Here is a 13,441-nt window from a genome sequence, read left to right on the forward strand (position 1 = left end):
GTTTACGGGTCTATTTTTCAGACAGAGCGTAAACCCAAGTAGATCGCATGTGAAAACATGGAATCCCAACTGAGAAAGCTGATGACACCAAGAATATTCTCGATAGTCATTCACCCAAAGCTCAGAAGCAATAGTAGCTCCATGGACAAGAACAACTGGCTTATTTTTAGGGTTAACTTTTTCTTTAGAATAAAACTCCCTAACATTTAATTGATAACCATCATGTTTGCTAACGCTAAGAAGAAACTGCTTTTCTATGATCATCTGACGCACCTTATCAACGATGGCGCAATAAATCAGGGCGCCTAAAAGGCGCCCTGACTGAACTAAATAATGTTAGGCAGGTACGTTATTATTCCCGGAAAAAAATAGAAGAAGACTATCGAAGCCATGAAGAGAATAACAACTGGCCAAGCACTCTTGTAGACATCCGATATTAAAACACTTTCCGCAGCTCCTTTCAGCGCGAATAATGTGTAGCCAAAAGGAGGGGTTAGGCTTCCTACGGTTAGGTTTATTAAAAAGATAGTCCAGAACCAAATAGGATCGAAATCATATGCACTAACAATAGGCGCATATAATGGTATCGCTAACAAAATGAAAGCGAACTGATCAATAAACATGCATAGTACGAAAGGAATAAGCATCAGAATAAATATCATCATCCAGTCGCTAAGCTCTAGCGTGCTAACAAAATTTATCAATCCCGAAGTCGCTCCCATGAAAGATAGAAGCTGTCCAAATAGCTTAGAGCTAGCTACAATAATCACAATCATTAAGCTTATTTTTGTTGATGATTGTAAGCTTTCCCACAGCATTTTAAGGTGAAATGCTCTATACACAGCTGCCGTAATTATAGCTCCTATAACCCCAGTCGCTGCTGCCTCTGAAGGTGTAGCAACACCTAATAGGATAAGTCCCATGACCGAGAAAATAACAATAAAAAACGGCGAGACTTTTACAATCTCAAATAATTTCTCTTTTAGGGAATATTCCTTTGCATCTTCATTATTATCGGGGGAGAGCTTGGGGTCATTTAAAACGCGGATATACACAAATATAAAAAGAACTAATGATATTAGCAATCCTGGGACAATGCCCGCAATTAAAAGCCCTGCAATGGAAGTATCACGAACTAGTGAGCCAATTACGATAACTAGCAAGCTGGGCGGGATGATAGGAGCAAGTGAAGCTCCACCAAGGATGGTGAAATTTGTTAGATTAGTGTCATAACCAAGTTTTTGCATCTGTGGTAGTACAGAGCGCCCCAACATTGCTGCAACAGCTGCAGCCGCTCCCGAAAGAGCACCAAAAATAGTTGACAGCGCAATGACGAGATAATACATCCGTCCGTTAACTCTACCAATCCACTTATCCAATGCTGTAGATAATACGTCTACTGATCCAGACCTAAACAGAACTTCTCCCATAAGGACAAAGAGAGGAATGGTAACGAAGCTCTCAGAAGTCAAGGTTTCGTACATGCTGTTACTAAACATGCCAAAACCTCTTTCCCCTAATGTTATTAAAACACCAGTAACATTAGCGATTAAGAAAGCCACAAAAACAGGTAAGCCTGTGCCCATCAGCACAAGCAGAAATAGAAAAGAAGCCGTAAGCACCCAATACCATTCCATTCTATGCTCCTTTCCTATCTGAGTGAACTTCGGATAATTGCTTCTTTAGCAAAAGAACCAATTGCAAGGCGGATAAAAATAGGCCTAGGGGAATAAGACCAAATACCATCCACTTAGGAACACGGAATGACCCCAGCGTATTGATACCTGTTTCAAACAAGCGTAAAAACTCTACTAAAGTTATATACGCAACGTAAGAAACAACCACCAAAGACACAAGATAAATTACTAGCCTAAACTTATTGGCAAAGCCTCTTGATGAAAAGTCTAGAATTATTGATACAGCAATGTGCCCATCGGTTCTTGTTACCTCGGGTAAGGCCAACATCAATGACGCACAAAAAAGGAAAGTAACAGTATCAAGAGCCCAGAATGTAGGAGATGCAAAGAAGTAACGCATTATTACTTCTATGCTGAAAACGGCAACGATGAGCCCTAACGATAAGGTAGCTAAGAAAAAGCAAGCTCTCGTAACCCCATCAATAATCTTTGTAAACATAGTCATAACCTTATATATGGCTGGGCTAAGCCCAGCCATATGATGATAGCATCAGTAGGTCATATCAGCTGATTTCGCCATTTCCCGTAGCTTCCGAGCATTTTCACCGCTTTGCTCTTCGGCTACTTTCCAGACGCCTTCTGACCATAGACGCTCATGTGCTTGAGACTCGGATTCGCTAAACGAAGTGATTTCTACACCATTTTCGGTTAAAAACTCAGCTTCTTTCTTCTGTAGAGCATCGAAGTGAGCTACAGAATCAATTTCAATTTGTTTTCCAGCCTCGATAAGCGCTTCTTGTGCTTCACTGTCTAGTGAGTTCCAGCGGTCAAGGTTCATAAAAATCATTACCCCGACTTGCCCGAATACGGGGTCTGTCATGTAATCAACAACCTCATGCCACTGAAGGTCACTAGCACCAGTTAAGCCCCAAGCAGCACCATCAATGACACCACGCTGTAGCGACGTATATATATCCGTTACGGGCATATTTACCGGAGAGCCGCCGAGTTCTTCAATCATGGAGTGGTATGAAACCGTTCCGCGAATACGGCGCCCCTCTAGACCCGGCTCGCCCGAAATAGGATCGCGAAGATAGAAACGGAAACCTTTCGTTCCTGTCGATGGAGCAGATATTAACTTTAGGCCACGCTCTTGGTAGTGCTCATCAATATAATCAATAATGCCTTCTTCACGACGCTTTACAGGATCAACGTCGATAGCATCGAGAGAAAGGCCGACTGCGGTTGTACCAGAGTGGTATGCAGGATGGGTGAATAACAGATCGAAGGCTCCTGCCTGTACAGGCTGCAACTGCTCGAATGCAGGTACAACATCAGGCCCCATTACATTAATTTGAAGGTTGCCATCAGAGTTATCCTCCACCATTTCGATGAATTTAGGAGCAATCTCTCTGTACCAAGCGAAATTAGATGGATAGCCAGCGAGCATACTCAGTTCCTGAGCCTCTACATGCGAAGGGAGCCCAGCGCCTGCTGTACCGGTAACAGCTAAAGCGATTGCACAGCATTTAATTTTCTTGGCTAAAAACCTCATTGTAGTACTCCAAGTTTTGTATTTAGTTTTTCTTCTCAAGCAAACTAGCTACGAAAACAGTGTTAAAGTCTCCAGACTTAAACTGCTCACTGTTAATCAACTCAACATGAAATTGAGCGGTTGTCTTAATCCCCTCAACTTTCATCTCAGACAAAGCACGAGTCATCCTTACAATAGCTTCATCGCGATCCCCACCCCAGCATATTAATTTACCAATCATGGAATCGTAATATGGGGGGATTTTATAACCGCTTTCCAAGTGGCTATCCATACGGATACCAAAGCCGCCGGGAGGGCGATAATTACTGATGGTGCCCGGACAAGGCATAAACCCATTTTCGGGATCTTCGGCGTTGAGACGGCATTCTATAGCATGGCCAGAAAGTACAATATCTTCCTGCTTTATTTCTAGCGCTTGCCCATCGGCAATTTTTATTTGTTCTTTGATGATATCAACCCCCGTAATCATTTCAGATACGGGATGTTCAACCTGAACACGAGTATTCATTTCGATAAAATAAAACTTTTTATCGATGTTATCAAAGACATACTCGACTGTTCCGGCACTCTTATAACCTACTTTTTGAGCTAAACGAACAGCAGACTGACACAGTTCATCGCGCTGGGCAGCGCCTAGAGCGGGAGAAGGGGCTTCTTCCACAAGCTTTTGGTTACGCCGTTGTGCCGTGCAGTCACGTTCACCAAGATGAACGCAGTTTTTTCCGTCTGCCAGCAACTGTACCTCAATATGACGAATGTCTGTTAGATATTTTTCAATATAAACAGATGAGTCGCCAAAAGCCACTTCAGCCTCAGACATGATCTCATTTAGATCTTTTTCCAAGGTATCTTTGGACTTCACAACCCGCATACCACGGCCGCCGCCGCCTGCGGATGCTTTGATAAGTAGTGGGAAACCAACGTTTTCTGCTATTTCTAAAGCTCTTTTGGGTTCCGTCACTACCCCATCGGAGCCTGGTATTGTAGGAACTGAAGCTGAGTCAGCTATCTTTCTAGCTTCAATTTTATCTCCCATCTTGCCGATGATATCAGCTGAAGGGCCAATAAATATTATTCCGTTCTCTTCGCACTTTTGAGCGAAATCTGCCTTCTCAGAAAGGAAGCCATATCCTGGATGAATGGCATCTACACCAAACGCCAGTGCTGCGCTAATAATAGCTTCTTGATTTTGGTAACTCGATTGCGAGGGAGCTGGGCCAATGCAAATGGCAGTATCAGCCAGCTTAACTGGTAAAGTATCTTTATCAGCTTCTGAATAAATCGCCACACTCTCAACTCCAAGCTCCTGGCACGCTCGGATGATCCGGAGCGATATTTCGCCCCGGTTAGCAATCATTACGCTCTTAATTTTATTTAGCATATAACCCCCATTTTAGCAGAAAGGAATTATTCCTTTTCGATAAGCATAATGGGTTGGCCAAACTCCACAGGCTGCTGATCTTCTACATAGATCTCTTTCACTCGCCCATTAAATTTAGCTTCGAGGTTATTCATCAGCTTCATCACTTCGATGATACAGACAATAGTCCGTGGCTCAACTTTTTGGCCAACTTTTACAAATGCAGGGGCGCCCGGCTTCGGCGCTTCGTAAAAGGTACCCACCATAGGGGCAGTAACTAGGTGTTCATTATCACCCACAGAGATTTCTGCTACTGACGACACCGTTTTTCCAGCTGGAGCACTGGCTACTTCAGGTGCTTTTTTCTCTTCCTGCTTATTTTTTTGTGGTGAAGGGCTGGCTGTGGAAGCGCTGGGTTCCGTTGCTACAGGCGCTTCAACAGTTACAGCACGCTGTGTATTTTCATTACGGCTAATGAAAAAATCAAGGCCATTATATGAGAGTGAGATTTCACGAATATCATCGCTTTCTCTCATCCATTTTGTCAGCCGCTTAAGATCGTCAAAACCGATATCTAGATCTTTCATTGGATTCTCCTAATTAATTTAATTTAACGAGAGATGGAGAGTTTAAGGCTATCAGTTGATAGTCTGATTTGCTTTTCGTTACCGCTTGTAATCTCTTTAATAAAAGACACTAATTGCCCGCTGTAATCATCTCCTGATTCCCCGTTAGCAATTGCTTCTTTCATTCCATCAACTTGATTACCTGCGAACATAGCACGTAACAAAAGTTCATCTTTCGTGGCAGTCGGATATTGCTTAGCCAAATCTTCCATCATGGGCTTCGGCGTTGTAGGTTTCTCTGCGATCTCGGAAGAGCCATTCTTAAGAATTTTATCATATACATCGGGATGCACAGGCCCTAGTAAACGCCCATAGTAACCAAGGACATACTTCTTAATCTCATTCGGGACAGTGCCGTAGCGCTCACCCGAGATGACGTTCATTACGGCCTGAGTTCCTACGAACTGGGCGAACGGAGTAATCATAATTGGCCAAGCCAGCTCTTTCCTTACTTTCGCAATTTCCTCCAAGAGCTCTTCATAGCGATCCCCTAGCCCAGCTGTTTCTAACTGCGCATGGAAATTAGATAGCATTCCGCCTGGAAGTTGGTGCTTGTAGTGCAAGGGGTTGTATTCGGCTGGCTTACCTTCTGGCTTGCCTTCTATCTCACAAATATTTTTAAAGTACTCACTTACTTCTTCGATTTTCTCATCATCAACGTTAACTACATAGCCTAGCTCACGTAAAGATTTTACAATATTCTGAGTTGCAGGCTGTCCAGCACCATTCGCTAATGGCGCGATAGAAGTATGTAGCATATCACAGCCCAGCTCAACAGCCTCTAAGTAGACTAGAGGGCAGAGTGACGTTAAACAATGGCTATGCAGTTCAAGCGGACGGTCACCAATTACTTCTTTTATAGCGGGCACCAAGGTGCGAATGCGTTCTGGAGTAAGCAGCCCGCCCGCATCCTTAAGCATAACTGAATCTACATCTGCGTTCTCAATTAAATCAATAGCTGTTTTTACGAATAGCTCATCCGTGTGTACCGGACTCTCACAAAAAGAGAGAGCACCGAAAGTATAGGCACCCAGCTCTTTGGCTCGCTTCAAACAGCGTACAATGTTTGAAATGTCATTCAATCCATCAAACGCGCCTATCACCCGAAAGCCGTTGTTATATAGCTGGTCAACCCATCCATCAATAACATCATCAGGCAGGAAGTCGAAAGCTGCGATATTTTTCGATCGAATTAGCGCGCGGAACTTAGTGTCAGGCGCAGCTTTATGAAGCTCTCTAACCCTCTCCCAAGGATCTTCTTTAAGATAACGTACCGAAACATCGAACTGGATAGGAGCCATCATGTCAATGTGCTGGAAACCTATGCTATTCATCGTTTCTGCGATACCCAGCATATGTTCAGTACGCATCCGCGTTGCCCAAAGACTCTGGTGTGCGTCTCTAAACGTGGTATCAATAATTTTTATTTCACGCCGACTATTTCTAGGGCGCCCGCCCTCACCAAAAATTGAAGCGATACTTTTATATTCTGCGGTTGACATTAATTAGTGCTCCTTCCGATGGTGTCGGAAATCGTTGGTGCTACTGGTTAAAGGTTAGCTTGATTAGTAGCTCTTGTTCGTCTAGTGAATACTTGTACGCTAATCTACACAAGTCCATTCTTTTGTCTAAGAAGTCACTATGCGCGCTCGATTAGAGCGGCAATGCCCTGCCCCACGCCCACGCACATGGTGCACAATGCATAGCGGCCCTGTTTGATCTCAAGCTCATGCATGGCACTGGTTATGATGCGCGCGCCCGACATGCCCAGCGGATGGCCGAGCGCTATGGCGCCGCCGTTGGGGTTGACCCGTGGGTCGTTATCGTCGATGCCCAGCTCACGCAGGCAGGCCAGGGCCTGGGCGGCAAACGCTTCGTTGAGCTCGATATGGTCGAGCTGGTCGAGGCTCATGCCGAGACGCTTGAGCAGCTTCTGTGAGGCCGGCACCGGGCCGATGCCCATGATGCGTGGCTCGACACCGGCGGTAGCCATACCATGAATGCGCGCCATTGGTGTGAGGTTATAGCGCTTCACCGCCGCTTCGCTGGCGACGATCATTGCAGCCGCGCCGTCGTTGACGCCCGATGCATTACCCGCGGTTACCGAGCCCATCACACTGGAACCGGCGGCGCGGAACGGGGTGGGCAAGCTTGAGAGCTTCTCGAGCGTGGTTTCGCGTGGGTGCTCGTCGGTATCGAAGATCAGTGGCGCCTGCTTGCGGCGCGGAATTTCGACCGGCACGATCTCGCGGGCCAGGCGGCCGCTCTCCTGGGCGCGCTTGGTCTTGATCTGCGAGTCATAGGCGAACTGGTCCTGGTCCTCGCGGGAGATATTGAACTGTTCGGCAACGTTTTCGGCAGTCTCGGGCATCGAGTCGACTCCGTAGCGCTCGCGCAGCAGCGGATTGATGAAACGCCAGCCGATGGTGGTATCTTCCATGGTCTGGGTGCGCGAGAAGGCGGTGCCAGCCTTGCCCAGCACATAGGGCGCGCGCGACATCGACTCCACGCCGCCGGCGATCATCAGCTCAGCCTCGCCTGCGCGCACTGCACGCGCCGCGGTACCGATGGCGTCCATGCTCGAGCCGCACAAGCGGTTGATGGTGCTGCCGGGCACGCTGGTCGGCAGCCCCGCCAGCAGCAACGACATCCGCGCCACGTTGCGGTTGTCCTCGCCGGCCTGGTTGGCGCAGCCCATGATCACGTCGTCGATGCCGGCCGGGTCAAGATCTGGGGCACGGGCCAGCAGTGCTTCGAAGATACGCGCGGCGAGATCGTCGGGGCGCATGCTCGACAGGGTGCCACCGAACTTGCCGACCGCCGAACGTACCGGGTGACACAGGTAGACGTCGTTCATTGCAGGACTCCTATTCGCCGGCGTGGTGACGGTCAGTGCGTGCTTTCAGCTCACGCAGCACTTCAAGCTCGCGAGCGTTGGGCTCCGGCGTGCTTTCGAGTTGATCGGCAAAGCGGATCTCCCAGCTAGTGGCTTCGATGATCTGCTCGCGGGTTACACCCGGGTGCAACGAGGTGACCACTAGCTCCTTGGTCTCGGGGTCAGGCTTCATCACGCACAGGTCGGTGATCACGCGGGTCGGGCCACGGCCGATGTTGGGCACACTGTCACGGCCCTTGCCATCGCGACCAAAGCCCAATGTGGTGATGAAATCGACATCCTTTACGAAAGTGCGCTTGGAGTGCTTGAGGGTGATGAAGACTTCACCAGCGTTGGTGGCGATCTCCGGTGCCCCGCCGCCGCCCGGCAGGCGCACTTTAGGCGATGCGTAATCGCCGATCAGGGTAGTGTTGAGATTGGCGTAGCGGTCGATCTGAGCAGTGCCCAAGAATCCTACGCTAACCTTGCCGCCCTGCAGCCAGTAGCGGAACATCTCGGGTACCGAGACGGTGGTGAGCGCCGATTCGCACAGCTCGCCATCACCGATAGAGAGCGGCAGTACATCAGGCTTGGTCTGCAGAGTACCGGATTCATAGATCAACACCACGTCGGGGGCGTGGGTCAGGCGCGCCAAGTTGGCGGCCTCCGAGGGCAGCCCGATACCGACGAAGCAGGTCATGCCGTTTTCCAGCGCGCGCGCGGCGGTCACGGTCATCATTTCCGATGCGGTGTATTCTAAACTCATCAGGCTTTCTCTCCTGCATTATCGGCGGCGTTATACACATTGCTGTCGAGCCACTGGGAAAAGGCCTCACGATCTCGGGCGATAGCGTCCCACTCTTTATAAAAGCGATTGTTGCGATCGTAGTAACCATGGGTATAAGACGGCAGAGCTCCCTTCTCGGCTATCGCAATAGCGCTGATGGCCCAGCCCGGGATCACACAAGCGTTGGGTTGAGCGTTCAGTTCATCGACAATTTCTTCCACAGTGACGATGCTGTGCTTAGCTGCCAGCACGGCCTCTTTTTGCACCCCCACAATACCTTCCACTAGCACGTTACCCTGACGATCCGCACGCTGAGCGTGAACGATAGAGACATCCGGGCGCACCGAGGGCACCGCCGCTAAACGCTCGCCAGTGAATGGGCAATCGATAAACTTGATCTGATTGTTTACGTTGGGCAACTCGCTGCCGACATATCCGCGCAGTACCGCCAATGGCAAGCCTGCTGCTCCCGCTTCAAAGGCGCAGGCCATCGCCGCGTGGCTGTGCTCAAGAATCTCAATCTTGCACGGCCAGCCTTTCTCGACTGCATCACGCAGGCGATGCAACGAGCCAACGCCGGGGTTACCGCCCCAAGAGAAGATAACTTTCTTGGCGCAGCCCGCACCGATCAATTGGTCATATATCAGATCGGGGGTCATGCGGATCAGAGTTAAATCGCGCTTTTTCTGACGGATCACTTCGTGGCCCGCGGCGAAAGGAATCAGGTGAGTAAAGCCCTCCATGGCGACGGTAGCGCCGTCTTCGACGTAGCGTGCCACCGCGTTATGCAAGCTCAAAAAATCAGCCATGCTACATTCTTCTCCTAATTTTTTTTCGCCTTGCCGACATCTACATGAATCTAATCTCAAGGCGTTTATGTTCGCTATGCGAACATTGTTTTTCCTATACGAACAAAATAGATCTGATTAATTGGGCAGTCAACAGCTCTTGGAGCCGCTAGATTTCGTCATGGAAATCAAAAAACCGCTTTAAATTCATATGCGTGGAGTTATGCCAAAGTAAAATCCGTTAACTTAACCTTGACTAAAGTATTACTGACGAGAGTGAATTTCTTCGATGATTGGCGTGATAGAACGCTTTAGGGGGCGCAGTGGAATGCAGCGATAAATAGTCGCTGCAACCTGATGACCGATTCTGGATTCGGATGCGGTTACGTAACCTATTCCTTAGCGGGTCCACCCTGGGCGTTAGCTATGATCTCTGGGGTAGATGACGGTATCCGGCCGGCGAACACACCTTCCACTGAGCCTTGACTTCGATGACGGTAGGTGTCCACCTATTCCTTCACGGGCACCTACCATGAGTGAGTTAAACGTATTGGAGGCGCCTCAGAAACGTTGCCGCTTTACGGTTGAGTTCAATGCCAGGGTCGTCGAGGCGTGCCAGCAACCTGATGCCTCGGTAGCCGGCGTCGCGTTGGAGCAAGCCCTGAACCCAATCTGGTGCACAAGTGGATCCGTGACGCTCGCCGCTTGGTGCCAGTGAGGGATACCTCGCCGTTTGTCCCGGTGCCATCGGCAAGCACTGCCATGCTGGCGCCGGCTCAGCACCAGGAAGCTGAGCGTATTCGTCTTGTATTACCGAGTCTCAAGGGAACGGTAACCATCGAGTTGCCGGTGTCCGATGCGCGGGGCTGTCGGGCGCTGCTTCGGGACCTGCTGTGGTGATCCGTATCGACGAGATCTGGCTGGCCACCGAGCCGTTGGACATGCGCTCTGGACCCGACACGGCCCTGGCGCGGGTGGTGAAGGTATTCGGTATCGCCCGGCCGCACTGCCCTACCTGTTCGCTAACCGGCGCGGCAACCGCATGAAAGTGTTGGTTCCGTCACGCCTTCGGCAAGCGCAGCGAACAGCTCAACGTCTTTCAGATCAGCCTGTTGGACGAGGTGATGGATGCCGCCATCGCCGCCATCGAGACCGAGCTGGAAGCACTCGCTACCCCGGCGCCGCCGCCCGCTACCAAGCAAAAGCCCAGACGTCAGCCCTTGCCCGAGAACCTGCCGCGTGTCGAGATCCGACACGAGCCCGGAAGCGAGTATTGCACGTGCGGCTGCCGGCGGCGCATCGGAGAAGAGATTAGCAAGAAGCTCGACTACACTCCCGGCGTGTTCACCATCGAGCGGCATACCCGCGGCAAGTGGGTCTGCGATGGGTGCGAGACGCTGACCCAGGGCACCGATGCCGGCCCAGGTGATCGACAAGAGCATTCCCATCTCAGGATTGCTGGCTCAGGTGATGATTGCCAAGTATGCCGATCATCAACCGCTCTACCAGCAGGCACAGATCTTTGCTCGCGCCGGAGTAGAGATACCATGCTCCACCCTGGCGGAGTGGATCGGCATCTGCGGGGTGCGACTGCAGCCACTGATCGATGCCCTGCGCGAGCCCCTGATCACCGAACCGATACTGCATGCCGATGAAACGCCGATGCCGATGCTGCTCCGGGCAAGAAGAAGACACACAGCCTACCTCTGGGCCTATGCCACCACGCCCTACGCCGAGCTAAAGACGGCAATCTACGACTTCGCGCCCGGGCGCGGCGGCCAGCATGCCCGAGACTTTCTCGGTGACTGGCAAGGCAAGCTGATCTGCGACGATTACGGCGGCTACAAACAGAGCTTCGCCAGTGGCGTTACCGAAGTGGGCTGCATGGCCCATGCCCGGCGCAAGTTCGTCGATCTGCACGTGGCCGGCAAGAGCCAGATTGCCGAGCAGGCCATCGAACTCATCGCCCAGCTCTATCAGGTGGAGCGCGAGGCCCAGTCGCTGAGTGCTGAAGAACGCCAACGGCTGCGCGACACCCGAGCGAGGCCCATTGCTGATGCACTATACCGCTGGATGTTGGCTCATCGCGAAACAGTGCCCAACGGCTCGGCAACGGCGGAAGCATTGGATTACAACCTGAAGCGTTGGGAGGCGCTGACGCACTACTTGGATGACGGCGGGTTGCCAATCGGCCAGAATCGGGATGGTTCTACACCAATGGTCGAGGGTGGGTAGTGGTTTCGACTTCAGGAACGGGGTTGGGTGTTGTGATGTCTTGCTTGTGTCGCATTAGAAAAAACAGATAGCGAGCCGCTCGCCGTATACGCCGGAGTAGGCGGACTCGTTGAGCGCTTTTGCCGGTCTCTGAAAGAGGAATGCATCTGGCCGCATCGGTTCGAGCTGCTGGGCTAGGCCTGAGCTATCATCAGCCATCAGATGAGTCATAGAAGTTATTCTCTGCTGGCAGCCAGAGAGCTTCTACAGCAACTCATCCGGGAGCAGAGACATGGACATCAAGCTGCATAAGCAAGCTACCACCACACCGAAGATTCGTGCCGAGATCCAGGCGGCACCCGCCAGCATCAGCGATAGCGAGTTGGCCCGCCAGTACGGTGTCGGCGATTCGACCATTCGCCGTTGGCGGTACCGAGACGATGTCCATGATCGTTCACATACGCGGCATAACCTGCTGGCCACGCTGACGACCGAGCAGGAAGAGGTGCTAGTCGCTGCACGGGCGTTCCTGCGATTTGGCCTCGATGACTTGTTGGTCGTGGCACGCGAGTTCTGAATCCTCGGCTGTCACGCTCCGGCCTGCACCGCATGCTCAAGCGACGTGAGGTGCCAACGCTGGGGAACTAGCCCGGCAAGATGCCGGCGGTGACGAGGCGCTCAAGCACAAGCCCTTCAAGGACTATGCGCCGGGATAGTACACATCAACATCAAGCACCTGCCCCAAACGCCCGATGAGCAGCAGAAACGCTACCTGTACGCGGCTGTAAGAGGCCGGATGATCGATTAAGCCGTAGGAGCTACCCTCTGCTGGCAGCGCGTGAACTCATTGCTCAGTTCATCCAGGAGCAGTGAGATGGATATCAAACTGCATAAGACGGCGACCACCACACCGCGCATCCGCAAGGAGATCCAGCAGGCATCCGCCTCGGTCAGCGATGGGGAACTGGCGCGGCGTTATCATGTCTCGTGTCCCACTATTGCCCGGTGGCGTTACCGCAACGCAACATGACCGATCCCACACGAGACACAACCTGCTCGCGACGTTGTCTCCCGTCCAGGAAGAGATCGTGGTAGCCTTGCGCGGCTACCTGCGTCTGAGCGTCGATGACTTACTAGTCGTGGCAAAGGAGTTTCTTCACCCCGGCCTCTCACGTTCGGCACTGCAACGCCTCCTGAGGCGAGGGGGCCTGCCCAGCCTGTCGGCGTTGGAAAAGCAGGAGAAAGCGGCTCAGCAGTCGTCCCATCAGCCCTTCAAGGCCTATGAGCCGGGCTATGTCCATGTCGACGTCAAACATCTGCCTCAGATGCCCGATGAAGACCACAAGCGCTATCTCTTCGTGGCGATCGACCGCGCTACGCGCTGGGTCTACCTGGAGGTTCGCCAGCATCAGTCCGCGCAGAATGCCGATGCCTTTCTGCAACACGTTCATGAGCGGGCACCATTCAGGATCAGGACCCTGCTGACGGATAACGGCAAGACCTTTACCGACCGCTTTGCGGCGGGCGGTGAGCGCCAGCCCAGCGGCAGGCACCGGGTGGATCGCTACGGACATCGGAGATGACGAGAAGCCGAGGCAC

The 13,441-nt window shown here is 51.5% G+C and carries 10 protein-coding genes and 3 pseudogenes; 3 read left to right on the forward strand and 10 right to left on the reverse strand.

The window, feature by feature from the left end; translation table 11 throughout:
• The 10 genes from CCD76_RS20230 to CCD76_RS17980 all read right to left on the reverse strand — a co-directional run.
• Positions 1-264: hypothetical protein (locus CCD76_RS20230; protein ID WP_218777074.1), on the reverse strand; the 264-nt coding region annotated here is incomplete at its 3' end.
• A 62-nt stretch (positions 265-326) separates the two neighbouring features.
• The gene (locus tag CCD76_RS17940) at positions 327-1,637 is read right to left on the reverse strand and encodes a TRAP transporter large permease (RefSeq protein ID WP_087720895.1); all 1,311 of its coding nucleotides are present in this window, start codon (positions 1,635-1,637) and stop codon (positions 327-329) included.
• Position 1,638: 1 nt separating this feature from the next.
• The gene (locus CCD76_RS17945; protein ID WP_179208963.1) at positions 1,639-2,136 is read right to left on the reverse strand and encodes a TRAP transporter small permease; all 498 of its coding nucleotides are present in this window, start codon (positions 2,134-2,136) and stop codon (positions 1,639-1,641) included.
• Between the two features lie 51 nt (positions 2,137-2,187).
• On the reverse strand, positions 2,188-3,192 hold the full coding sequence (gene dctP / locus CCD76_RS17950) for a TRAP transporter substrate-binding protein DctP (RefSeq protein ID WP_087720899.1): 1,005 nt from the start codon (positions 3,190-3,192) through the stop codon (positions 2,188-2,190).
• A 22-nt stretch (positions 3,193-3,214) separates the two neighbouring features.
• Entirely contained in the window at positions 3,215-4,573 is a 1,359-nt protein-coding gene (gene accC / locus CCD76_RS17955) for an acetyl-CoA carboxylase biotin carboxylase subunit (protein ID WP_087720901.1), read from the reverse strand.
• Between the two features lie 26 nt (positions 4,574-4,599).
• Positions 4,600-5,139 (reverse strand): acetyl-CoA carboxylase biotin carboxyl carrier protein, encoded by a 540-nt coding sequence (accB, locus tag CCD76_RS17960; RefSeq protein WP_087720903.1) that lies wholly within the window; start codon positions 5,137-5,139, stop codon positions 4,600-4,602.
• Positions 5,140-5,162: 23 nt separating this feature from the next.
• Positions 5,163-6,680, reverse strand: coding sequence for a pyruvate carboxylase subunit B (locus tag CCD76_RS17965; RefSeq protein WP_087720905.1), 1,518 nt, complete (start codon positions 6,678-6,680; stop codon positions 5,163-5,165).
• Positions 6,681-6,817: 137 nt separating this feature from the next.
• A complete protein-coding gene (gene pcaF / locus CCD76_RS17970) occupies positions 6,818-8,035 on the reverse strand; it encodes a 3-oxoadipyl-CoA thiolase (RefSeq protein ID WP_087720907.1) in 1,218 nt (405 codons plus the stop codon).
• Between the two features lie 10 nt (positions 8,036-8,045).
• A complete protein-coding gene (locus CCD76_RS17975; RefSeq protein WP_087720909.1) occupies positions 8,046-8,819 on the reverse strand; it encodes a CoA-transferase subunit beta in 774 nt (257 codons plus the stop codon).
• Positions 8,819-9,649 (reverse strand): CoA transferase subunit A, encoded by an 831-nt coding sequence (locus tag CCD76_RS17980; protein ID WP_087720911.1) that lies wholly within the window; start codon positions 9,647-9,649, stop codon positions 8,819-8,821. Before CCD76_RS17980 ends, CCD76_RS17975 begins: the two co-directional genes overlap by 1 nt.
• Positions 9,650-10,680: 1,031 nt before the next feature.
• Here CCD76_RS17980 and tnpC point away from each other — a divergent pair.
• From tnpC to CCD76_RS18000, 3 pseudogenes are all read left to right on the forward strand, one after another.
• Positions 10,681-11,830, forward strand: a pseudogene (gene tnpC / locus CCD76_RS17990) (IS66 family transposase); the annotation flags it as partial.
• 304 nt (positions 11,831-12,134) lie between these two features.
• A pseudogene (locus CCD76_RS17995) lies at positions 12,135-12,629 on the forward strand (IS481 family transposase); the annotation flags it as partial.
• Positions 12,630-12,716: 87 nt separating this feature from the next.
• A pseudogene (locus tag CCD76_RS18000) lies at positions 12,717-13,407 on the forward strand (DDE-type integrase/transposase/recombinase); the annotation flags it as partial.
• Positions 13,408-13,441 lie beyond the last annotated feature (34 nt).

Source organism: Salinicola salarius (assembly GCF_002179555.1).
GTDB lineage: Bacteria > Pseudomonadota > Gammaproteobacteria > Pseudomonadales > Halomonadaceae > Salinicola > Salinicola salarius_A.